Raw genomic sequence first — 22,154 nt, 5'->3', positions numbered from 1 at the left:
ATCCTTAAAAATAAATTTACAACAGGAAAGATCATGACTAGAATTTTAATGATAGAAGATGATATGGAGCTTGCTGAAATTTTAACCGAATATCTAGAAAACTATGATGTTGAAGTGGTGACTGCCGAAGAGCCGTATATCGGGCTTTCTACGCTAAATACAAGTAAATTTGACCTAGTTATACTAGATCTTACTTTGCCAGGTATGGACGGGCTAGAAGTTTGTAAAGAGATCAGGAAAAATCACAATATCCCTATAATCATATCAAGTGCAAGGCATGATATAACAGATAAGGTAAATGCTCTTGATAACGGCGCTGATGACTATTTACCAAAGCCATATGACCCACAAGAACTTTTAGCTCGTATCAAAAGTCATCTAAGAAGGCAGAGTATCACCCCAGCAAGTGAGGCGAGAAATTTAAATAAAGACCTAGTTTTAAAAGAATTTGAGCGTGAAATTTTATTTAAAGGAAACGTGCTAAATTTAACTGCTGCAGAATACGATATCTTAAAATATCTACTTTTAAAAGAGGGCGGAGCGGTTACTAGAGAGGAGCTCATCTATAACTGCGAGAGCATAAATGAAGATAGCTCAAACAAAAGTATTGACGTCATCATCGGCAGGATTCGCCAAAAATTAAATGAAAATCCAAAAGAGCCAAAATACATCCACGCGATCCGCGGTATCGGCTATAAATTGGTTCTTTGATGCCAAGATCGTCTATTTTTATAACTATAACTTTTATCTTTGCCCTTGCGCTTGTTTCGATATTTCTAGCTTTTTTATGGCTCATGGGCTTTGATAAGCAAAACTATACAAGAGAGCTAAATAACAAATACTCAAACGTTGCTAGGACAAATTTATTTTATATGGGTGGCATTATAAATAAGGCTCAGTACGATCGCCAGCTTTCAAATATCGATATGCCAGAGATAAAAGACGAGAAGAAAAAAGATGAAATTTTAAAACAAGCGACCGTTTTAGAAGAAATTTCAAGCGATTTAGGTTCAAGTGCGATCTTGCTTTATGACAAGCATCATTACTTAAGGATTGAGCATTTAGACGAGCTAAAACTTTTAATGGATAAGGAATTTCAGCCTTATAGATACGAGGTGATAAAGGCTGTTTTTCTGGTGGTTGCGGTCATTTTGCTAGGTGCTTACATTTTTGTTATCTATAAGATAAAACCACTTAGAAAGCTAAAGCGTCAGATCGTAAAATTTGCAAATGGTGAGCTTGATGGCGTACAAAATGTTGGCAACGGCAAGGATGAAATTTCTGAAGTTTCTGAAGCATTTTATGAGGCGGTTTGTCAGATCAAGGCACTTAATGACTCAAGGCATCTTTTCTTAAGAAACATAATGCATGAGTTAAAAACCCCTATCACAAAAGGCCTAATAGCTGCTCAAATGATAGAAAAAAGTAAAAATCAAGAAAGGTTAATCTCTGTCTTTCACAAGCTTGAAAATTTGATAAATGAACTTGCGGCGATCGAGCAGATAACATCAAAAATAGGACTTAGCAATAAAACGCCATGTTTTATGAGGGATCTCATCGATGAGGCTATCGATATAGCAATGGTAGAAAAAGAGTGTGTTGGTATCAGTGAGCTTGATGAGGTTAGGGTGCTTGTTGATTTCAAGTTATTTTCGGTTGCTATAAAAAATATGATAGATAATGGCATAAAATATTCAACTGATAAGCACGTAAATATCGTTGTTAGCAAGGATCATATGAAATTTATAACTCAAGGTGAGAAGCTAAAAAATGATCTTGACTTTTATGTCCAGCCATTTATCAAAGGAGAGGATACTCAAAAGAGTTTTGGACTAGGTTTATATATAGTTAGCAATATACTTGATGCTCATGGACTCAAATTTAGATACGAATATAAAAACGGAATGAATGTCTTTGTTTTTGAAAATTTACAAGATATAATAGTGACTTAAATAAAACATAATAAACAAAAGAGGGCTAAAAATGGCAGCAAAAATTTTCTCACCAGTTGATCTCTTATCAATAATAGATCTTGAAATAGCTTTTATAAATCGTTATAAAAATGTAAAAGATTATGCAAAAAATTTATCTTTGATATATTTTTCTTTGCCAAGCACCAAAGAGTATAGTGAACTCTTTGAAAAATTTTTAAGACAAACCGATGTTGTTGTAAGAGAGAACGAGCATTATGTGGTCGTGCTTCATGGAACAAATGAAAGAGGAGCTAGCGAACTATTATCAGGTATTCAAGAGTTTTTAAACGCTGAGCCAATTGATTTAATAGTGAGCTATCCAAAAGACGGAAGAAACGCTAAAGAGCTTACTACTAAGCTTCAAGATGAGATAAAAGACAATTATGGTGTATTGCTTGAAATGCTTTCAAATCAAGAAAAATTTGAAGCTTTTGAAAGCATGATTTAATATAATTTTGTGGAGTTTATTTGGAGAATTTACTACTATTTTTTGCAGTTTTGCTTATAACTAGCATTCTTTTAAGTAAGATCTCTGATAAATTTGGAATTCCATCTTTAATAATATTTTTAGGCGTTGGTATGCTAGCTGGCTCAGACGGACTGCTTGGCGTAAATTTTGATGATCAAATGATTGCTCAGAATGTCGGCATGTTAGCACTTATTTTTATACTTTATGCTGGTGGGCTAGATACTGATTTTGCAGCGATTAAGCCTATTTTTGGTAGAGGTTTAGCGCTTGCTATACTTGGTGTTTTCTTAACCGCGCTAGCCATCGCTCCAGTAGCAAAATATCTGCTTGATTTTACTTGGGCGGAGGCCTTTTTGCTAGGCTCCATCATCTCTTCAACAGATGCAGCAGCGGTATTTGCCATACTAAGAGCTAAGAAAATTTCACTTAAAAATAGCATTGCTCCATTGCTTGAACTTGAATCTGGCTCAAACGATCCAATGGCGATATTTTTAACTATGACGATCGTTCAAATGATCTCACTAAATACCACGCCGACAGCATCTGAGTGGGCGATTACGCTAGTTAAGCAGTTTGGCATAGGCATCGCCATGGGTTATTTGTTTGGCGTTGCTTTGCCAGCCATGTTTAATAGACTTCGCCTAAAAAGCTGGGGCCTTTATCCAGTTTTTTCTATCGCTTGGATATTGCTTTTATACACACTTTGCTTTAAAATTGGTGGCAATGGCTACCTGGCTGTCTATATAGCTGGAATTTTTATAAACAAAAAAGAGTTTTCTCATAAGAAAAATTTAGTCGGTTTTCACGATGGTATCGCTTGGACGATGCAGATAGTTGTCTTTTTGACGCTTGGCCTTTTAGTAAATCCTTCCGAGCTTCCAGCAACAGCACTAATGGCGCTTGTTTTGGCCTTATGGCTTATGTTTTTTGCAAGACCACTTGGTGTTTTTGCATCGCTTGTATTTTCAAAATTTAAGATAAATGAGCAAATTTTTATCTCTTGGGTTGGGCTAAGAGGCGTTGTGCCGGTCGTGCTAGCTACTTATGTTTATGTCGATGGCGTACGTGATGCGGATATGATTTTTAACATTATATTTTTTATGGTTTTGATTTCTATTTTGATACAGGGTATGTCACTTGGCTTTGCGGCTGATAAATTTAAGGTCAAAGAGAGTGAGCAAGAGGATGTTAAGCCGGTAGAAAACTCGCCGATCCTAAGTTACACACTTCGTCAGCATACCATCCACTATGGCTCAAAACTAATTGGCAAAGATTTGGCTCAGCTTGAGCTTCCAAGTGAATTTTTAATAATCCTAATAAAACGTAAAAATGAGTATCAAAAGCCAACTGGCTCAACAATCTTTGAAGAAAATGACCTGTTACTGATACAATGCGAAAATCAAGTGCTGTATCAAGATACGGTTAAGTATTTGACATATTAAATTTATGCTATTTCACCAATAAAATTTTATAAAACACATGTGGTAAAAAGCGCAACCGTATATACCTCTATAATGGACGGTAGATTTTTAATTTGAATTTGTCTTGTAACCAAGTTTTACATTAAGGTTAAAAATGAGAAATTTTTTTACAAAAAAAGTGAGATGGGTTAATTGCAAATTTACAGAAGCAAAGATTGATTTTATAGACTACAAAGACACTTCACTTTTAAAGTATTGCTTGTCAGAGAGATTTAAAATCATGCCAAGACGCCTAACTGGCACATCAAAAAGATACCAAGAGATGGTAGAAAAAGCGATCAAGAGAGTACGTCACGCAGCCATCATACCTTATATAGTTGATCGCAAGGACGTAGCTTCAAATCCTTTTGAAGGTCTATAATCCATAAATTTTAGACCTTACAAATGAGCTTTTAAATTCTCAAGAAAAATATATGCTCTTGCGAAATTCAGCGATAATAAAATAATAAAATTTCATCCTTTTTGGTATAATCTAAAAAACCAGAAAAAGGATGAACTTCTTAAAATACACGCTTTGAAGCAAAGTGAAAATTGCAATTAAGAAAATTTGATAAGGACAAACTTGAAAATAGCGATAAATGGCACGAGTGGTTTTGTTGGCTCAAATTTGTGTGAGTTTTTAGCTTCAAAAGGGCATGAAATTTTAAAAATAAAGCGTGAGATTTATGCGGATATTTCAGCTTCGACTGAGATTTTGCAAGAGTGTGATGCTCTAATAAATTTAGCTGGTGCAAACATCTCGCAAAGATGGAGTCAAAGCTATAAAAATGAGCTTTTTAATAGCCGAATTGCAAGTACGAAAAACCTTGTTTTGGCACTTTCAAAGACTTCAAAAAAGCCCAAAATTTTCATCTCAACTTCGGCGGTTGGCATTTATGAGAGCGGTTTAATACACGATGAAAGTTCGCAGAATTTTAGTAAAGGATTTTTGGGAAAATTGGCGGTGGCTTGGGAAAAATGAAGCGTTAAAGGCCAGTGAGCTTGGCGTGAAAACGGCGATTTTTAGGCTTGGCGTAGTGCTTGGCAGAGGGGTTGATGGCAAAACGGGCGGTGCTTTGGCTAAGATGTTGCCGATTTTTAAGCTAGGTCTTGGCGGCGTTTTGGCAGGCGGAAAGCAGAGCTTTTCGTGGGTGCATCTGGACGATTTGCTAAAAGCTTATGAGCTTGTGCTAAATCGTGAAATTTCAGGCATTTTTAACCTTGTTTCGCCAGAATTTGCTACCAATGAAAGCTTCACAAAGACCCTTGCAAACACACTTAAACGCCCAGCCATTTTTAATGTCCCAAGCTTTGTTTTGCAGCTAAAATTTGGCGAAGGCTCGGCGATATTGCTTGAAGGTGCAGATGTGCGACCTGTAAATTTACTAAAACAGGGCTTTGAGTTTAAATTTGGTGATTTAAACGCTGCTTTGAGTGAAATTTTAAGCTGAGATTTTTTAAAGGCTCAACAAAACTTAAGCAGATTTTCTCTTATCAATTTTAGTAGTTTCTGATATAAGTTTTCCTGTGTAGTTTTAGTATCATATTTAAATTCACATTCCTTTAAATGTAATAAGCAATTCTCTTTCCTTATCCCTTTAAATTTAGATAATCTATGTTTAGCATAACCTTTAGAATTCTGCAAAAAGCTATTTAAAAATATATTTTTTACATTTAAAATGATAGTGAAGCAAATTTTATCCTTATCCCGCTCTCATTTTAAATGTAAAATACTCTCATTTTAAATGCGCGCGGATACAAGTTCAGACAAGGTATTTAAAGTTATAGTAAAATTTAAATTTCTAGCCCAAAATGAGCTAGAAATTTCTTTATTCCAAAGCTTGAGCTAGATCAGCGATCAGATCCTCGGCGTTTTCAAGACCTATACTAACTCTTATCAGCTCTTTTGTGATGCCAGCTTTGATGAGCTCTTCGCTACTTAGCTGCTGGTGAGTTGTCGAGGCTGGGTGTGTGATGAGCGACTTTGTATCGCCGATATTTACTACGATCTTAAAGAGTTTTACGCGCTCTAGCATCTTTTTCGCGCGCTCAAAGCTATCAGTCTCAAAGCAAAATAGTCCATTTGCCATGCCGTCTTTAAAGTATTTTTGTGCCTTTGCATGATCTACGTTGTCGGCAAGTCCTGGGTATGCTACGCTTTTTATATGTTTGTGAGAGTTTAGAAATTTAGCCACTTTTAGCGCGTTTTGCGAGTGTCTCTCAACTCTAACAGCAAGCGTTTCAAGCCCTTGTATGAGCTGCCAAGAGTTAAACGGAGAGATCACAGCGCCGATGTCGCGCACGATGGCAAGCCTCATTCTTAGCGTGTAGATATCAAAACGATCCGTCATATCAGCATAAACGATGTCGTGATAGCTCGCATCTGGCACGTTAAAGTGCTCATATCTCTTGTTGCCTTTTAGCTTATCGTTTAGGTGATTTGCGCTTACGACCACGCCCGCTAGACTAAGACCCTGACCGCTCATATATTTGCTAGCGCTATGCACGCAAACATCGACGCCGTGGCGAAGTGGCTGAAAGATGATAGGCGTTGGCACGGTGTTATCAGTGATGCTGATGATGCCATATTTGTTTGCGATTTCTACGATTTTCTCGATATTTGGGATAGAAATTTGCGGATTTGAAAGCGTTTCAAAAAATATAGCCCTAGTTTTATCATCTATAAAACCCTCCAGATCATCAGCTGTGTCGCTGTCAAAGACTCTAGCTTCTATGCCAAATCTTTTTAGCGTGTGCGTAAAAAGCACCGTTGTGCCGCCATAAATTTTCTTAGCGATGATGATATTATCGCCTGCTTGGGCTAAATTTATGATGCTGTAAAACAAAGCTGACTGACCGCTTGCAGTCGCTATCGCAGCGGCTCCGCCCTCAAGTGCAGCGACTCTTTTTTCAAAGATATCTGTCGTTGGGTTGCTAAGTCTTGTGTAGATGTAGCCGTTATCTTTTAGATCAAACCTAGCAGCTGCTGTCTCGGCACTTCCGAAGTCATAAGCTGTGCTTTGAAAAATAGGCACAGCCATCGTGCCAAAGCCCTCGTTTGTATCGTAGCCTACGTGGATCGCAGCGGTTTCTTGCCTCATTTTTGCTCCTTGTTTAAGTAATTTTGGCGTAAATTATACATTAGCAAAGCCAAAATTTAGGGGATAAAATCAAATTTTGATATAATTTGCCAAAAAAAAGGAAAAATTTGAACCAAGTCACGGACAAATTTAAACGTGTAAAGTATCTTCGCGCGCTAGAAAAATTTGCAAAATCAGCGATAAACGGGCTAAAAAGAGATGACTTTGACGAGACTGAATTTCGCCAAAGAGTAGAGAAAAACGCGAAAGTCATCGAAAAAGTAGAGGCCGTTTATCTTGATCAGCCATACTCAAAGGCGCTAGAAAATTTTATAAATTTGCTTATCAAAAATGCCCCAAAAGAGGAGCTTTTAAAGGCAGCAAACCTACTTGATAAGCTAAAAAATCAAAAGACGTATAAGAAAGAAAAGCATAAAAATAAATTTAAGGATGAGGATTGAAAGTAGTTATTTTTGATATGGATGGCACGGTGATAGATAGCGGCGAGGCGATATATAAAACGGTAAATGAAGTAAGAGATGAGCTAAATTTGCCGCCACTTGAAAAGGAATTTATCATAAAAGCGATCAACGAGCCAGGTAGAAATTTAGCCCTTGAGTTTTACGGCATCGACACGCCAAGTAGGAGCTTGAAAGAGGGTTTTGAAGAGAAATTTAAGAAATTTTACGATGAATGTGCGACTACCTATGAGGGCGTAAAAGAGCTTTTGCAAAAGTGCAAAGAGGCTCACTATAAGGTTGTTTTGGCAAGCAACGCACCACATGATACGCTAGAGAAAATTTTAAAGAAAAATGAAATTTATGAGCTATTTGACGAGGTCATCGGCGCTAGCAAGGAGATACCGCAAAAGCCAGATCCTGCGATGCTTCACCTAGCTGTTAGTAGAACTGGAGCTAGCAAGGCGATATTTGTAGGAGATAGCCTAAAAGACGAGCTAGCTGCCAAAAATGCAAATATGCCTTACGTGCAAGTTTGCTGGGGATTTGGCGAGGATAGCAAAACAGCCACGTATAACGCTAAAAATGTTAGCGAGGCATGGGAGATAATATTAAATTTTTAACTTAGTTTTAATTGGCTATAATCTTAAGAAATTTTCAAAGAAACAGCGATGATAGATATATTTGAGGGCAGTGCGAGGGATAAATTTTATGACATTTTGTTTAACGCAAATGCCGTTTTGGTTAAAAACGAGATAGATAAAATTTTTGAAAAATTTGTGGCTATGAGTGAGCTTTGCGAAAAGCATGGCATTAGCGAGGGCGAGATCAGAAATTTTATAGTCTCAGAGCAAGATAAAATTTATAACGGAGTAAATGACCTATATATCGAGCTTAGCGGAGAAATTTTAAGCCAAAATGAGTAAGATTTTCGCGCTCATTGCTTTGCTTGCCTCCATTGCTTTTGCAAAAGAGCCAAATTTTGACCCAAGTTCGGTGCATACATTTGAGCTTAAAAAAGATGAGTGGGCTAGGGTCTTTATAACTGAAAAGCGAACCCAAAGGGTTGAAACGTTTGACTTTCGTTGGACGCTATTTGATAGTACAAATATCACTGTGCAAAGCTTTTTTAGGCGCTATCCAAGGCAGATGGTCTTTTCGCTAAGACAAGGACAAAACACCTATATGCAGCGAGTTTTGCCTGATTTTACGATGCCGCCAAATGAGAGCGTAAGCCTTTATATATCATTTATTGATTTTAAGGATAAAAAGGCGCATTTTAGGGTGGCTCTGCTAGATGAGAGCAAGCGTGTGGATGTGGGTTTTAGAGATCCAGATGAGGCTAAATAGAAGGATAAAAATGGATAAAATCGATGAAATAATGGATAAATTTATAAGCGAGCTTGGCTACAAAGGGGCGTTTGAGATGTTTTTAAAGATAAGCTCAGGCAAGAAGCTGCGCTCAAAACTTCTTTTAAAAATAGCGGGCGAGAGTGAAATTTCTCTTAAGCTTTGCGCTATCATCGAGCTCATCCACCTTGCAAGCTTACTACACGACGACGTCATAGACGAGGCAAATATAAGACGCGGCAAGCCAAGCATAAACGCGCTTTTTGGTAGTAAAAACTCGGTTATGTTGGGCGACATCCTCTACTCAAAGGCTTATTTTGAGCTTACAAAATTTGATTCAAGCATCGCAGTTATCATCTCAGATGCAGTCAGCAAGCTAAGTATCGGCGAGATGATGGATGTGAAAATGGCTGAAAATTTTAATGAAAACGAGCAAGAATATTTAAAAATGATCTACTATAAAACAGCTGTTTTGATAGAAGCCACGGCTATTTGCGGAGCAAAGCTAGCTGGCAAAGATAGCGAGAAATTTGGAATTTATGGCAAAAATTTAGGCCTTGCGTTTCAGATCGTTGATGACATATTAGACATAACTCAAGATGAAAAAATACTTGGCAAACCAGCACTTAATGACTTTGTAGAGGGTAAAACGACACTCCCTTACATATATCTTTATAAGAGCTTAGACGAGGCTGGTAAGACAAAGCTTAGATCGCTTTGGGCAAAGAAGCTAAACGCGGGCGAAATTTCATGGCTAAAAGAGGAATTTGTTAAGACAAATTCGCTTCAAAAAGCAGTAAATGAAGCAAAAAGGCTTGGAAATGAAGCGATAGAATCGATAAAAGAGTATAAAAACGCCGAGCTTGAAGGGATCATAAAAAGCATGATAGATAGGGAATTTTAATGCACTATTTAGATATAAGTTTTACATATAAAAATACTGATATTTCAGTTAGAGAAAAGCTTGCATTTGATAGCGATGAGAAAAAAGAGCAAATTTTAAAACTACTAAGATCAAACAAAAGTATAAACGAATGTATGGTTTTAAATACATGCAACCGCGTCGAGATAATTGCAAGCGTTAGTGATCTAGAAAGTGCAACGACGCATGCATTTAGGTGTATGTCTGTATTTTCAGGTGTTTTTGAAGATGAGCTTTATGAAAGGGCTGATATTTATGAAGATAGCGGAGCTGTGCACCACCTCTTTGCTGTGGCAAGCTCGCTTGATAGCCTAGTCGTCGGCGAAACGCAGATCGTTGGCCAGCTAAAAAATGCCTTTAAATTTGCTTACGATAGCTCAGCTTGTGGCGAACAAATCAGTAAAATCATCCATTATGCATGTAAATGCGCTGCTAAAGTTAGAAACGAAACTCAAATTTCTAAAAACCCGATCTCCGTTTCAAGTGTCGCCGTAGCAAAGGCAAAAGAAATTTTTGGCACGCTTGAAGGTAAAACTGCTATCGTCGTAGGAGCTGGCGAAATGGGCGAGCTAGCAGCAAAACACCTAATCTCTAGTGGCGCAGAAGTCATCATTATAAATAGAAGCTCCGAGCGTGTTGAGCAGCTAGTTGATAGCCTGGGTGATAACGCTAGTTGGGATAGCATTTTAAAATTAAAAGAGTATGTAAATAATTACGATCTAATATTTTCAAGCACCGCAGCCCCGCACGCGATCATCACAAATGCCATAATCGAACCAAGAGAATTTCACAGATACTTTTTTGATATTGCCGTGCCAAGGGATATTGATCTTATAAATACAGAATTTATTAGTGTCTATACGGTTGATAGTTTAGAGGAGATAGTAAGGAAAAATTTAGCCCTAAGAGAGGAGCAAGCACAAAAAGCTTATTCGATCGTAGGTCAAGGCACAAGTGAATTTTTAAAAATTTTAAAAGAAGATATGAGTGTGCCACTCATAAAATCGATCCGCAAACAAGCTGAAATTTGTGCTAAAAACGAGTTAGAAAAAGCGATCAAAAAGGGCTATCTAAAACATAGTGATTATGAAGAGGCGCAAAAACTAATTCACCAAGTTTTTAAGGCATTTTTGCATCAGCCAACGATGAAGCTAAAAGAGCTTGCGGACAAAGAAGGAGCAAGAGAGCTTTCAAGCGGAGTTAGATATCTATTTGACATAAAAGAAGAGCAAATTTTTCAAGCAGGAGATATAGATGAGATTTAGTAAATTTTATGCACCAACTACCAAAGAAGCGCCAAAAGACGCCTCTTTGCCAAGTCATAAATTTTTAATAAGAGGTGGCTTTGTCGAGCAGATAGGCTCAGGTCTTTATAACTATCTACCGCTTGGAAAGATCATGCATGAGAAAATTTCTCGTATCGCGCGAGAGGAGATGGATGAGGCTGGTGCGCTAGAGGTGAGCTTTAGCGTGGTTACTTCAGGCGAGCTTTGGAAGCAAAGTGGTCGCTACAACGTCTTTGGTAAGGAGCTTTTGCGCTTTAAAGATAGAAAAGAAAATGACTTTGTTATAAGCCCTACAAACGAAGAGGCAGCCGTTGCTTTGGTACGTGGCAAGGTGACTAGCTATAAGCAGTTGCCGCTAAATTTATACCAGATAAATACTAAATTTCGTGACGAGGCAAGACCACGCTTTGGCTTGCTAAGAGGTCGCGAATTTACGATGAAAGATGCTTACAGCTTCCACTCTAGCAAAGAGGATCTTAAGCGAGAGTTTGACCTTATGGAGGCAACTTATAGTAAAATTTTCACTCGTCTGGGGCTAAATTTTAGAGCCGTTGAAGCTGATAGTGGAGCTATCGGTGGTAGCGGCAGTAAAGAATTTATGGTGCTTGCAAGTAATGGCGAAGATGACATCCTTTGCTGTGAGGCTTGCAAATACGCTGCAAATATAGAGGCTGCTAGGAGAAAAGCTAGAACAACCGATGCTGAGGCACCAGAGGCTGACGCGGCTAAATTTAAAACGCCAGATACAAAGACTATAAAAGGTGTGGCTGAGTTTTTCAAAGTTAGCGAGTTTTACTGCATAAAAGCCGTTATAAAAAAAGCAATCTACGAGGACAAGGAAGAAGTTGTGGTCTTTTTTGTAAGGGGAGATGACGAGCTTCAAGAAACAAAGGCGCAAAATGCTTGCAAGGCGCTCGAGCTTGTCGATGCTAGCGAAGAAGAGATTATAAAAGCTGGGCTTGTGGCTGGATTTTGCGGACCAGTTGGGCTAAAAGATGTAAAATTTTACATAGACAACGAGCTAAAAGGCGCAAATAATATGATATGTGGTGCCAACGAAAAGGATTACCACTTTGTTGGCGTTAGCGTTAGCGGATTTAACGAAGAGAGATTTAAAGACCTTGTAAAGGTAAAAGAGGGCGATAAATGCCCAGAGTGTGGCGGAAATTTAAAACTTAGTAAGGGCATAGAAGTCGGTCATATCTTTCAACTAGGCGATAAATATTCAGCTGCGATGAATGCGACATATCTTGATGAAAACGGCAAGGCAAAGCCATTTTTGATGGGTTGCTATGGTATTGGTATCAGTAGGCTGATTGCCGTAATGATAGAGGCTAGCCACGACGAGAAGGGCTGCATCTGGAAAAAAGAGTGCGCGCCGTTTGACGTGGAGATCATCATTTCAAATTTAAAAGATGAAGAGGGCGTAAAATTTGCATTTGAGCTTTATGAGAGCCTTAAAAAAGCTGGCGTTAGTGTCATCATCGACGATAGAAACGAGAGATTTGGCGTTAAGATGAATGACTTTGAACTCATCGGCTTCCCTTTTGCGTTACTTGTGGGTAAAGAATTTGCAAATGGCAAGGTCGAGTTTATCACAAGAGATGGTTTAAGCAAAGAAACGATCGGCGCAAATGAAGCCTTTAAAAAGATAAAAGAAGGCTTATGAGATTTTTCGCATTTTTATTTTTTTTGATAGAAGCGATATTTATCTATCTTTTTGTTGATAAATTTGGCTTTTTAAACTACTTTCTTGAGGTGCTAGTCTCTGGATTTGTGGGTATCGCACTTCTTTTAAATGCTGGATTTTCTAGCTTAAATTCGCCTCAAGTGGCGCTTAAAAGCTTTCTTGGCGGAAATTTATTTAGTCAGTTAGGGCTTAGCTTTGGCGGAATGCTTTTGTTTCTGCCAGGAATTTTAACAGATATTTTTGGTATAGCCGTAGTTATTTTTTCTTTGATATTTAAGAAAAATGTAGCAAAAAATGAGAGCTATCAGGAGTTTAAATTTCAAAATTTTAGCGAGCAGAGTGCTAAAAAAGATGAGGGCGAGATTATCGACGTTGAGGTCATAGAAGAGCCAAAAAGAGTAAATTAGGAGAGACGATGAAAGAGATAAAAATAGCAACTAGAAAGAGTATCTTAGCTCTTTGGCAAAGCGAGCATATCAAAGCTAGAATAGAATCAAAACATAATGATATAAAAGTTGAGCTTATTGGCATGAAGACAAAGGGCGACGTGATCCTTGATACGCCGCTTGCAAAGATCGGAGGCAAGGGGCTTTTTACAAAAGAGCTTGAAGATAGCATGCTAAAAGGCGAGACTGACATCGCGGTGCATAGCCTAAAGGATGTGCCAGTAGTCTTTCCAGAAGGACTTAAACTAGCAGCGATTTGCTCACGTGAGGATACAAGAGATGCGATGATAAGTGAGAAATTTGCTAAATTTAGCGACTTGCCACATGGCGCAAAGGTTGGTACAACGAGCCTACGCCGTAAGATGCAGCTACTTATCATGAGGCCTGATCTTGAGATTATCTCGCTTCGTGGAAATGTGCAAACTAGACTTAGAAAGCTAAAAGAGGGTGAATTCGACGCGATTATTTTGGCGATGGCTGGCATAAATCGCTTAAATATCAAGGCTGAAGTGGCGCACATCTACACATTTGGCTTTGACGAGATGATACCTGCGATGGGGCAGGGTGCTCTTGGGGTAGAGGCTAGAGATGAGAAGCAAATTTTAGAGCAGATTGATTTTCTAAACGACGAAAATGCGGTTATAGAAACGACTATAGAGCGTGATTTTGTAAGCGTTTTAGAGGGCGGCTGCCAGGTACCAATAGGCATAAGTGCAAGGCTAAAAGGTGATGAAATTTCTATCGATGCGATCGTTGGTCTGCCTGATGGAAGCGAGTTTATAAAAGATAGCTTAAAGATTAGCAAAGATAAATTTCAAAGCGTTGGTAAGGAGCTAGCTCATAAATTTATAGAAAAAGGGGCAAAAGAGCTTTTAAAACGCGCTGAAGAGATGGCTTAGAGTGTGTTTGAGCTAAAATTTAAAGCAAAAGCCCTAACCGCTACTAAAAATAGCAAAGACAACTACTATATGATCGGTCTTGCAGACGACAAATACGACTACAAAAACTACATAATCTTTCAAAGACCGATCAAACTAAAAAGTGATGACGACGAAAACGCCGATATAAACGGCATATACGCAGAGTGCAACGGCGACGTTTGCTACAACGCTTGAAAACGAGTAAAGATCACTGATAAGAGCATCATTTTTGAGATACAAGATAGTCTCATTTGCATAGATACCGAGAGCGTAAAGCTTAATGAGCGCTTTATGAAATATAGCAAAGAGATATTTGGTGAGTTGTTAGAGTAGCTATAAATTTAATCAATTTGCAAAAAAAGATTAAATTTACAAAATTTACTGCCGTTTTCAAAACCACGATGCCATCTAGTGTTTAACCTAACAAAAAATTTGTGATGAATTACTTTGGAAAAGACGTAAGTATGCTGGCCATGTGTGGCTGTGCGTTGAACGCTAGTTTGCGGACGTTATGACAATGGAGTATAAATTTAGTGCTTGTGTCTATTTAAACGGCGAGGCAATACCGCAAAGACTGCTTCCGAAACAGCGATCGATACTCTGATAGCTATCGGTGCGTGCGGTAAATAATAGCTATCCGCTTTGCTTCGCCTTTTTCAGCTATTTTTGGCTAAAATCGCCCAAAAATCAAAAAGGCGAAATATGGACTACATCAAGCTTTTAAAAGAAAATAATCTACTTCGTGTTATCGACGAGCCAGTAGATATTGATCTTGAGATCGCACACGCTAGCTATATCGAGGTCAAGCGTGAGGGCTCGCAAGCGCTACTTTTTAAAAACCCAGTCTGCAAAAAAACTGGGCGTAAATTTGCCCCAGTGCTTACAAATATCTATGGCTCAAAACGCGCACTTGGGCTAATATTTGGCGTGCAGCCTGATGAGATCGCAGCCGAGATAGAAAAGCTTTTAAAGCCCAAAAGACCAGAGAATTTCAAAGAAAAGCTTGATTTTTTAGCCTATCTTTTTAGCATGAGAAAAATTTTTACTAAGAGATTAAAAGGTGAGGGTGAGTGCCAGCAGGTGAAACTTATAAGTGAGGATGCTGATTTGCTATCGCTTCCGGCGCTAAAGACATGGCCGCATGACGGAGGTGCTTTTATCACTATGGGCCAGGTTTATACGCAAAGCTTGGATGGAAATTTGCAAAATTTAGGCATGTATAGACTGCAAATTTATGACAAAAATCGCCTTGGCATGCACTGGCAGATCCACAAAGACGGTGCAAATTTCTTTCACGAATACAAGCGTGCAGGTAAAAAAATGCCAGTCTCTGTAGCCATTGGCGGTGATCCGCTTTATATTTGGTGCGGGCAAGCACCGCTTCCAAAGGGAATTTTTGAACTTTTGCTTTATGGTTTTATCCGCAAAGAGCCAGCCAAACTTGTAAAATCCTTAACGAATGAAATTTACGTCCCGCACGATGCAGACTACGTGATAGAGGGCTTTGTGGATACGACTAAGTGCGAGCTTGAGGGGCCATTTGGCGATCATACCGGCTTTTATACGCCTATCGAGCCTTTTCCAGTGATGGATGTAACGGCGATAACTAGCAAGCATGAGCCGGTATTTCACGCGACTGTGGTTGGAAAGCCGCCACTTGAGGATAAATATATGGGCTGGGCGACTGAGCGGGTTTTTTTGCCACTTTTGCGAACGACCGTGCCTGAACTACTGGACTACAATATGCCTGAAAATGGCGTTTTTCACAACCTAATCTTAGCCAAGATAAATACGCTCTATCCAGCTCATGCAAAGCAGGCCATGCACGCATTTTGGGGCGTTGGGCAGATGAGCTTTGTAAAACATGCCATTTTTGTTGGAGCCGATGCGCCTGAGCTTAAAGATTATGATGAATTTACTAGCTTTGTTCTAAATCGTTTTGGTAGCCAAAGTGTGCTAATAAGCCAAGGCGTGTGCGATCAGCTTGATCACGCTAGTCCAAATTCGTGCTTTGGCGGCAAACTCGGCGTAGATGCGACGCAGGATTTTTGTAAATTTAGCCCTGTGGTTTTAAGCGACAGCGAGCTTTTAGCTAAGTTCCAAAGTATAGCTCCAAATGTAAAAGAACTTAAGCAGTTTAAAACGGATACCAAAACGCCTATTTGTGTGGTGAAATTTGAAAAAGATTGTGTGGTAAAAGAGCTTTTTGACAAGCTTTTGACATTTAGAGAATTTTTCAAACTCCTTATCGTTGTAGATATGCAAAATCACCTTGAAAACCCATATATGCTACTTTGGCGTGTGACAAATAATATTGATGCATTGCGTGATATTTTCATAGATGGTGAAAATTTCTGCGTAGATGCCACTAGTAAAGATGAGCGTGAGGGATATACGAGAGGCTGGCCGCTACAAACGGATTGTGACCGCGAAGTTGTTGCTGATCTAGTTAAGCGCGGTATAGTAAAAGATGAGCCAGAGCTATTTAAAAAATTTGAAATATTTGGCTAGCTTTGAGGGGCTCAAGTAAATTTATAAATTTTACTTTTTGCTGCAGATTTGAAATTTTTAATAAGACTTACTTAATCAAATGCTGGTGTTTTTTATGCTGATTAAAAAATAGCTTTTAGACTAGGTCTAAAAGCTTAATTTATTTTTAGCTCTCTTTTAAGAGCTTGCTTGCGAGCATATCGGCTTTTGCTTTATCTGTATCTTTTTTTACGGATTTGTAAATTTTAGATATATAATTTTCCAAAACTTCGTGACAAGATATTACTTTTTCATTTTCACTTCTTGCTACTTTTACGTATTCACCGCTATTTTGTAGCTCAAAAGCTAGGTCATTATCGCTTAGCTGAAGCTCTAAAATTTCAAGCAACCTCTCTTGAAGCCTTGGTTCAAAGATAGGTGTCATAAGCTCCAAGCGACGCTCTAGATTTCTCGGCATCCAGTCAGCACTTGAGATATAAATTTTTGGCTGAGCATGTTTAAAGTATAAAATTCTAGCGTGCTCTAAGTATTTGCCGATTATTGAGCGAACTTTTATGTTTTCACTTTTACCTTTTATGCCAGGCCTTAGTCCGCACACACCACGAACTATGAGATCGATCTTCACACCTGTGTTTGATGCGCGGCTAAGCTCATTTATCACATCTTCGTCGATTAGTGCGTTCATTTTGGCGATGATCCTACCCTCGCTGCCTTTGCTAGCTTCCACTCTTATCTTTTCGATAATGCGCTCTTTTATCTGAAAAGGCGACATGCTAAGAGCGTTTAGACGGCGATTTTTATTATATCCTGAGAGGATGTGAAAAAACGAAGTCGTATCCTGGCTAAATTCTTCTTTGCTCGTAAATAGACTAACGTCGGTGTAAATTTTAGCCGAACTGCCGTTGTAGTTGCCTGTGCCAAAGTGCATATAAAATTTAAGCTTATCGCCGATTTGGCGGATGACCTGGCTAACTTTTGCATGCACCTTAAAGCCTGTGATGCCATATATCACGTGCGCCCCAGCATCTTCAAGTGCCTTTGCCCAGTGTAGGTTATTTTCCTCATCAAACCTTGCCTTTAGCTCAACCATCACGGTTACTTGCTTGCCGTCACTTGCGGCGTCTATTAGACTTTGAATTATTGGTGAGCTTTTATCGACTCTATAAAGTGTCATTCGAATAGATATGACTTTTGGATCTTTACTAGCTTCTTTTATAAAGCTTACAACTGGATCAAAACTCTCAAATGGATGCACTAAGAGCACATCTTCTTTATCTATGGCGTCAAATACAGATATGCCATTGCCAAATGGTGGTAGCGTTTTTGGAACGTAAGGTGCATTTGCTAGGTGGGTAAAATTTTTGCTTCCAGCTATCTCCCAAAGCGAGCTAAGAGTGAGCGGAATGCTTGAAAAATAGACATCTTTATGAAAGATTTTCATATGAAAATTTAAGAATTCCAAGATATCAGCGTCTACGTTTTTATCGATTTGCATACGAACAAAAGCCCCTTTTCTGCGAAGCTTTAGCCCTTGCTCAAGTATCATCATAAAATCATCTGCCTCTTCTTCTTCGATGACGATATCAGCGTTTCGTGTAACTCTAAAAGCAGCCGAGCTAAGTAGCTTATACCCTGGAAAAATTTCTTCTGCATGGCGATGTACGATCGTTTCAATCGGCACAAAAACATTGCTACTTGGCTGTGTAAAACGTGGCAAGACTCTTGAAATTCTTATCATGCCGTATTTTAAAATTTCTGGATGCTCGATATCAGCAAGCTTAACTGCAAGCGAGAAGCTAAGGTTGTTTAGGTGCGGAAATGGATGAGTCGCATCGACAGCGATAGGCACGATGACTGGCAAGATATTTGAGAAAAAGTATTCGTCGCACTTTTGCTTCAAGCTATCATCAAGCTCGTCATAATTTTTTATAAAAAGTCCCTCTTTGCTAAGAGCATTTACTGTTTTTTTATAGTGATCTTCTACTAAATTTTGCTCATTTTGTAGATATTTTCTAATCTCTCTTAGCTGATCAAGTGGGCTCATGCCATCGCCACTGCTTGTAGTAGCTCCAGCTGCAAAGAGCTGCTTTAAGCCAGCGACTCTGATCATATAAAACTCGTCTAGATTTGTCATATAAATGGCTATAAATTTTAGCTTTTCAAGTAAAGGAATTTCCTTTTCACACTGAGTGAGCACCCTTGAATTAAAGCGTAGCCAGCTTAATTCTCGGTTTATAAAAAGAGTTTCATTTTCGCTCATCATCTTCTCCTTGTGCGTTTTTGAGTTATTTTATGATATGTGCGGTTATAAAGTTCTTACTTTATTTAAATTTTTGGTTACAATAAGCCAAAATTTAAATTTAAAGGCTTGTTATGTCTGATTATGTGATATTAGTTGGCATCTTTTTAGTGGCAGTCGTTGTTTTTGCGCTTATTAAAAAGATATCGTTTTAGCTTTTAAATTTCTCCCACCACAAATAAGCAAAGATGAGCCCAAAGCCTTTGACCTTGCTCTCATCGAAGGCAAATTTCATCATATCTTCTCGTTTTATAAAAACAAGCTCAATATCCTCTCCGTCGATACCGCCGCCAGAATTTACCTTCATGCTATCATTTATATTTGCGTAAAACATAGTTTGTGTGTTGCCTCCAAAGCCAAAAGCACCATATGTCATAGTGATACGCTCGATATCTTTTAGCTTATAGCCCACTTCTTCGACCGCTTCTTCTCTAGCTGTTTGCTCTTCGCTAAGTCCTTTATCCATAAGCCCTGCGCAAAGCTCGTAAGTAAAGCCTTGCTCATTTGTTTTGATGCCTTCTTTCTCTTGTGAGTACCAAACAGCAGGACGAAATTGCTTTACAAATAAAAAGGCATCTTTTTGCTCGTGATATAAAAAAATACTAACACTATTCATCACCTTGACGCAGTCCCAGTCTCTTTGGACACCATTTTGCATAAATTTCATCTTAAATGGCTTTAGGTATTTTGACTCACCAAGAGGCAGAATTTCTAAATTAGTTATAGTAGTATCCATTTTGCAAGTCCTAAAAAGCTAAAAAATCCTATCGCATCAGTAAAAGTAGTAAGAATGACGGCTGAACCGACTGCAGGATCTATGTTAAAGCGCCTTAGCGTCAAAGGTATGATCGTGCCAAAAAAGCCAGCAAAGAATAAATTCGTAACCATACTAAGCCCAATAACAACGCCAAGCATACCTTTGTCAAACCAAACAGAGGCGATTATGCCCATTACCACACCAAAGATTAGTCCATTTATGAGGGAAATACTGACTTCGCGTTTTAAAACATTTTTGGCATCTTTAAACTCTATCTCGCCAAGTGCTAAACGGCGAACCGTAACGGCAAGGGCTTGCGTGCCGGTGTTTCCACCCATTGAGGCGACTATTGGCATTAAAACAGCAAGAGCGACATAGGCTGCGATTGTCTCGTCAAAAAGTCCTATTATGGACGAGCTAAAAAGAGCTGTTAGTAAATTTACACCAAGCCAGACCGCACGGCTGCGACCTGCCTTAAATAGCGTCGTATCGTCCTCTTCTGACTCGTCATCAACACCGGCTAGGTTATACATTTGCTCAGTTGCGCTCTCTTGGATGTAGTCGTGGATATCATCAGCCGTGATACGCCCAAGCAATATACCGCTACTACTAGTAACTGCTATAACGTTTAGATCGTACTCTTGAAACATATCAGCAACGTCTTGCATAAGGTCCATATCGTTTGCGACGTGGGGCTTATACTGGTCAATATCTGCGGTTTCGATATTTTGCTTAAGTGTCTTTGTAAAGTCAAATAGTATAAGATCCTCAAGTGGAATAGCGTATTGTAAAACACCGTCTTTATCAATAATAAAAAGCTGTGAAATATTTTCTAACTTTCCTTCTTGCTTCTCGCGTCTAAGTCTTGCTACTGCACTGCCAAGCTTTTCTTCAAGGTGAGCCGAGAAAAGCTCTGTTTGCATGTGAGCACCGGCTCTATCTTCTTCATAACTTCTAAGTCTTAAAATCTCATTTTGGTTTTCTCTATCAAGCTCATTAAAGAGTTCTCTAGCTTTATCCTCGTCAATATCCTCGATGTATTGAAGCAAGTCTGTCGCATCATCACTCTCTAGCTCTTCAAGTGCCTCTACTATCTTTTCGGCTGGTAGTGTGTCGATCACGTCTTTTAGCATGTGATCAGGTAGCTCGATAGCAACATCACCTAAAATTTCAGGATCTAGCTTCTCAAGATATTGAGCAAAGAGCTCTTCGTCGTGTTTCTTTAGCGTTTTTAGGTGTTGGGCTAGCTCGTAAGGCGAGAGTTCGTTATCTTCTAAATTTTCATCTAAATGCTGATCTATCAGCTCTTTTGCTTCTTCTAGTTCTTGGCTCAAGTTTTACCTTTAAAATTCTATTACGTTAGGGAAAAATTCCACTTTGTGGTACTCTTTTTCATTATTTAAAGCATTTTTTATTAGCTCGTCATTTTTGCTAACAACTGCTTTAAATTTAGCCGATTCTTTCTTATCCTCTAGGCTTTTAACGACCTTTATTGCACTTTCTGGATTGATAGGTTTATTGTCTCTGTAAAGACCAAAATGAAGGTGCGGCCCTGTGCTCATACCACTTGTGCCAACGTAGGCTATAAGCGTGCCTTGCTTGACTTTTAAACCACCTTTCATACCTTTAGCAAAGCCATTTAGATGAGCATAAAGCGTCTCATAGCCACCAGCGTGAGAGATGATAACGGTTCTGCCATATCCGCTTTTTTGTCCGACAAATTTAACCGTGCCATCGCCTGCAGCTTTGATTGGTGTACCTTTTGGAGCACCGTAGTCAACGCCAAGGTGCGCTCTATATCTTTGAAGAATAGGGTGCCATCTTTTTAGAGTAAAAGCTGATGTGATTCTGGCGTTTGTAAGAGGGCGAACAAGTAAAAATTTATCATTTTTTTTGCCATTTTTATCATAAAATTTATCTTCAAATTTATACATGACATATCGTTTATTTTTTGTTTCTATCATCGCAGCATAAATTTCTGGAGTGCCAAAAGAGCGGCCCATGCGTATTTTTTGATTATAAACGATAGCGATCGTATCGCCTTTGTTTATCTTTTTAAAATCAATGCCACTTCCTTTAAAAATTTCTTTAAAGCCAAGAGCTAGCGTACCAGAGCCAGTGTAGTCAAAAATGTCTTCAGAGACTGATTTGTCCACCTTTAAGGCTAAAAATTTATCCTCACTTTGATAAGAGATAGGAAGAAATTCGAGCTTAAATTTATCATTATCGTCTCTAAAAATATGCATTTGAAGCTCGTCGCTAACAGGAATTAGCACTTGTTTAGTATTGCCGTTATCGTCTTTATAAATTTGATACTTTGTGCCAGCGATGATCTCTTCTGTTAGCTCTTGATCTTCGGTTGCTAAATTATAGTAAAGTGAAAGTGGGATTTTGTTTGTCTCTAAGAAATTTAAAAAGTTACTTCCATTTGGCCAGCTAAGCTCTTCGACACTTGGTTTTATAGCGTATAAATTTATAGATAATATTGCAAAAATTATAAAAATACGAGGCATTAATGTCCTTTTAAAAAGCTGGTGGGATTTTAACTAAAACT

The 22,154-nt window shown here is 38.6% G+C and carries 22 protein-coding genes and 2 pseudogenes; 18 read left to right on the top strand and 6 right to left on the bottom strand.

Annotation, left to right across the window (positions count from 1 at the left end; genetic code table 11):
- Positions 1-33: 33 nt before the first annotated feature.
- The 7 genes from CVT18_RS06380 (at position 34) to CVT18_RS10505 (ending at position 5,353) form a co-directional block, all read left to right on the top strand.
- The gene (locus CVT18_RS06380) at positions 34-711 is read left to right on the top strand and encodes a response regulator transcription factor (protein WP_103628773.1); all 678 of its coding nucleotides are present in this window, start codon (positions 34-36) and stop codon (positions 709-711) included.
- Positions 711-1,952 carry an ArsS family sensor histidine kinase gene (locus CVT18_RS06375; protein WP_103628772.1) on the top strand — a complete coding sequence of 414 codons (1,242 nt, stop codon included), beginning with the start codon at positions 711-713 and terminating at the stop codon, positions 1,950-1,952. The genes CVT18_RS06380 and CVT18_RS06375 overlap by 1 nt, the downstream gene beginning before the upstream one ends.
- A gap of 31 nt (positions 1,953-1,983) precedes the next feature.
- Positions 1,984-2,421 (top strand): pyridoxal-5'-phosphate-dependent protein, encoded by a 438-nt coding sequence (locus tag CVT18_RS06370; protein ID WP_103628771.1) that lies wholly within the window; start codon positions 1,984-1,986, stop codon positions 2,419-2,421.
- A 20-nt stretch (positions 2,422-2,441) separates the two neighbouring features.
- A complete protein-coding gene (locus CVT18_RS06365) occupies positions 2,442-3,884 on the top strand; it encodes a potassium/proton antiporter (protein WP_103628770.1) in 1,443 nt (480 codons plus the stop codon).
- Between the two features lie 133 nt (positions 3,885-4,017).
- Positions 4,018-4,284: a 30S ribosomal protein S18 gene (gene rpsR, locus CVT18_RS06360; protein WP_103628769.1), complete on the top strand. Its 267-nt coding sequence runs from the start codon at positions 4,018-4,020 to the stop codon at positions 4,282-4,284.
- 201 nt (positions 4,285-4,485) lie between these two features.
- A complete protein-coding gene (locus CVT18_RS10510; RefSeq protein ID WP_234410297.1) occupies positions 4,486-4,884 on the top strand; it encodes an NAD-dependent epimerase/dehydratase family protein in 399 nt (132 codons plus the stop codon).
- A 25-nt stretch (positions 4,885-4,909) separates the two neighbouring features.
- The gene (locus CVT18_RS10505; protein WP_234410296.1) at positions 4,910-5,353 is read left to right on the top strand and encodes a DUF1731 domain-containing protein; all 444 of its coding nucleotides are present in this window, start codon (positions 4,910-4,912) and stop codon (positions 5,351-5,353) included.
- Between the two features lie 14 nt (positions 5,354-5,367).
- On the opposite strand, the pseudogene CVT18_RS06350 reads toward CVT18_RS10505, so the two are convergent.
- Positions 5,368-5,541 (bottom strand): annotated as a pseudogene (locus tag CVT18_RS06350) (IS1595 family transposase); the annotation flags it as partial.
- A gap of 190 nt (positions 5,542-5,731) precedes the next feature.
- The gene (locus tag CVT18_RS06345; RefSeq protein WP_103628767.1) at positions 5,732-7,003 is read right to left on the bottom strand and encodes an O-acetylhomoserine aminocarboxypropyltransferase/cysteine synthase family protein; all 1,272 of its coding nucleotides are present in this window, start codon (positions 7,001-7,003) and stop codon (positions 5,732-5,734) included.
- A 107-nt stretch (positions 7,004-7,110) separates the two neighbouring features.
- On the opposite strand from CVT18_RS06345, the gene CVT18_RS06340 reads away from it, so the two are divergent.
- The 11 genes from CVT18_RS06340 to CVT18_RS06290 all read left to right on the top strand — a co-directional run bounded on the left by CVT18_RS06340 (position 7,111) and on the right by CVT18_RS06290 (position 16,565).
- A complete protein-coding gene (locus CVT18_RS06340) occupies positions 7,111-7,443 on the top strand; it encodes a hypothetical protein (RefSeq protein ID WP_002940272.1) in 333 nt (110 codons plus the stop codon).
- Positions 7,440-8,063, top strand: coding sequence for an HAD family hydrolase (locus CVT18_RS06335; protein WP_107824345.1), 624 nt, complete (start codon positions 7,440-7,442; stop codon positions 8,061-8,063). The genes CVT18_RS06340 and CVT18_RS06335 overlap by 4 nt, the downstream gene beginning before the upstream one ends.
- A gap of 48 nt (positions 8,064-8,111) precedes the next feature.
- A complete protein-coding gene (locus CVT18_RS06330; protein ID WP_087578691.1) occupies positions 8,112-8,366 on the top strand; it encodes a DUF2018 family protein in 255 nt (84 codons plus the stop codon).
- The gene (locus tag CVT18_RS06325; RefSeq protein WP_087584352.1) at positions 8,359-8,790 is read left to right on the top strand and encodes a hypothetical protein; all 432 of its coding nucleotides are present in this window, start codon (positions 8,359-8,361) and stop codon (positions 8,788-8,790) included. Before CVT18_RS06330 ends, CVT18_RS06325 begins: the two co-directional genes overlap by 8 nt.
- Positions 8,791-8,800: 10 nt before the next feature.
- Complete coding sequence (locus CVT18_RS06320; RefSeq protein WP_107824344.1) at positions 8,801-9,694, top strand: polyprenyl synthetase family protein; 894 nt, start codon at positions 8,801-8,803, stop codon at positions 9,692-9,694.
- Entirely contained in the window at positions 9,694-10,977 is a 1,284-nt protein-coding gene (hemA, locus tag CVT18_RS06315; RefSeq protein ID WP_021090656.1) for a glutamyl-tRNA reductase, read from the top strand. The genes CVT18_RS06320 and hemA overlap by 1 nt, the downstream gene beginning before the upstream one ends.
- The gene (locus tag CVT18_RS06310; RefSeq protein ID WP_103628762.1) at positions 10,967-12,667 is read left to right on the top strand and encodes a proline--tRNA ligase; all 1,701 of its coding nucleotides are present in this window, start codon (positions 10,967-10,969) and stop codon (positions 12,665-12,667) included. The genes hemA and CVT18_RS06310 overlap by 11 nt, the downstream gene beginning before the upstream one ends.
- Positions 12,664-13,095, top strand: a complete 432-nt coding sequence (locus CVT18_RS06305) for an FxsA family protein (RefSeq protein WP_103628761.1) — start codon at positions 12,664-12,666, stop codon at positions 13,093-13,095. The genes CVT18_RS06310 and CVT18_RS06305 overlap by 4 nt, the downstream gene beginning before the upstream one ends.
- Positions 13,096-13,103: 8 nt before the next feature.
- The gene (hemC, locus tag CVT18_RS06300) at positions 13,104-14,033 is read left to right on the top strand and encodes a hydroxymethylbilane synthase (RefSeq protein ID WP_084041450.1); all 930 of its coding nucleotides are present in this window, start codon (positions 13,104-13,106) and stop codon (positions 14,031-14,033) included.
- 3 nt (positions 14,034-14,036) lie between these two features.
- On the top strand, positions 14,037-14,249 hold the full coding sequence (locus CVT18_RS10500) for an Imm10 family immunity protein (protein WP_234410295.1): 213 nt from the start codon (positions 14,037-14,039) through the stop codon (positions 14,247-14,249).
- A 507-nt stretch (positions 14,250-14,756) separates the two neighbouring features.
- Complete coding sequence (locus CVT18_RS06290) at positions 14,757-16,565, top strand: menaquinone biosynthesis decarboxylase (RefSeq protein ID WP_103628759.1); 1,809 nt, start codon at positions 14,757-14,759, stop codon at positions 16,563-16,565.
- Positions 16,566-16,710: 145 nt separating this feature from the next.
- On the opposite strand, the pseudogene CVT18_RS06285 reads toward CVT18_RS06290, so the two are convergent.
- The 4 genes and pseudogenes from CVT18_RS06285 to CVT18_RS06270 form a co-directional block, all read right to left on the bottom strand.
- Positions 16,711-18,816: pseudogene (locus CVT18_RS06285) on the bottom strand (RNA degradosome polyphosphate kinase); the annotation flags it as partial.
- Between the two features lie 178 nt (positions 18,817-18,994).
- Positions 18,995-19,579 carry an NUDIX domain-containing protein gene (locus CVT18_RS06280; RefSeq protein ID WP_103628757.1) on the bottom strand — a complete coding sequence of 195 codons (585 nt, stop codon included), beginning with the start codon at positions 19,577-19,579 and terminating at the stop codon, positions 18,995-18,997.
- Complete coding sequence (gene mgtE / locus CVT18_RS06275) at positions 19,564-20,934, bottom strand: magnesium transporter (RefSeq protein WP_103628756.1); 1,371 nt, start codon at positions 20,932-20,934, stop codon at positions 19,564-19,566. Before mgtE ends, CVT18_RS06280 begins: the two co-directional genes overlap by 16 nt.
- Positions 20,935-20,943: 9 nt before the next feature.
- The gene (locus tag CVT18_RS06270) at positions 20,944-22,113 is read right to left on the bottom strand and encodes a peptidoglycan DD-metalloendopeptidase family protein (protein ID WP_103628755.1); all 1,170 of its coding nucleotides are present in this window, start codon (positions 22,111-22,113) and stop codon (positions 20,944-20,946) included.
- Positions 22,114-22,154: the final 41 nt, after the last annotated feature.

Origin of the sequence: Campylobacter concisus (genome assembly GCF_003048405.1) — a bacterium.
In the GTDB taxonomy this organism is placed as follows: Bacteria; Campylobacterota; Campylobacteria; order Campylobacterales; family Campylobacteraceae; genus Campylobacter_A; species Campylobacter_A concisus_Q.
Note: the sequence above shows the minus strand (reverse complement) of the source record. Positions and strands in the feature narration are given on the sequence as shown.

Bases quoted from the DNA above. Each gene is read 5' to 3' on its own strand.
- CVT18_RS06380 (WP_103628773.1), top strand. From the start codon at position 34: ATGACTAGAATTTTAATGATAGAAGATGATATGGAGCTTGCTGAAATT.
- CVT18_RS06375 (WP_103628772.1), top strand. From the start codon at position 711: ATGCCAAGATCGTCTATTTTTATAACTATAACTTTTATCTTTGCCCTT.
- CVT18_RS06370 (WP_103628771.1), top strand. From the start codon at position 1,984: ATGGCAGCAAAAATTTTCTCACCAGTTGATCTCTTATCAATAATAGAT.
- rpsR (WP_103628769.1), top strand. From the start codon at position 4,018: ATGAGAAATTTTTTTACAAAAAAAGTGAGATGGGTTAATTGCAAATTT.
- CVT18_RS06345 (WP_103628767.1), bottom strand. From the start codon at position 7,003: ATGAGGCAAGAAACCGCTGCGATCCACGTAGGCTACGATACAAACGAG.
- CVT18_RS06330 (WP_087578691.1), top strand. From the start codon at position 8,112: ATGATAGATATATTTGAGGGCAGTGCGAGGGATAAATTTTATGACATT.
- CVT18_RS06325 (WP_087584352.1), top strand. From the start codon at position 8,359: ATGAGTAAGATTTTCGCGCTCATTGCTTTGCTTGCCTCCATTGCTTTT.
- CVT18_RS06320 (WP_107824344.1), top strand. From the start codon at position 8,801: ATGGATAAAATCGATGAAATAATGGATAAATTTATAAGCGAGCTTGGC.
- hemA (WP_021090656.1), top strand. From the start codon at position 9,694: ATGCACTATTTAGATATAAGTTTTACATATAAAAATACTGATATTTCA.
- CVT18_RS06310 (WP_103628762.1), top strand. From the start codon at position 10,967: ATGAGATTTAGTAAATTTTATGCACCAACTACCAAAGAAGCGCCAAAA.
- CVT18_RS06305 (WP_103628761.1), top strand. From the start codon at position 12,664: ATGAGATTTTTCGCATTTTTATTTTTTTTGATAGAAGCGATATTTATC.
- hemC (WP_084041450.1), top strand. From the start codon at position 13,104: ATGAAAGAGATAAAAATAGCAACTAGAAAGAGTATCTTAGCTCTTTGG.
- CVT18_RS06290 (WP_103628759.1), top strand. From the start codon at position 14,757: ATGGACTACATCAAGCTTTTAAAAGAAAATAATCTACTTCGTGTTATC.
- CVT18_RS06280 (WP_103628757.1), bottom strand. From the start codon at position 19,579: ATGGATACTACTATAACTAATTTAGAAATTCTGCCTCTTGGTGAGTCA.
- CVT18_RS06270 (WP_103628755.1), bottom strand. From the start codon at position 22,113: ATGCCTCGTATTTTTATAATTTTTGCAATATTATCTATAAATTTATAC.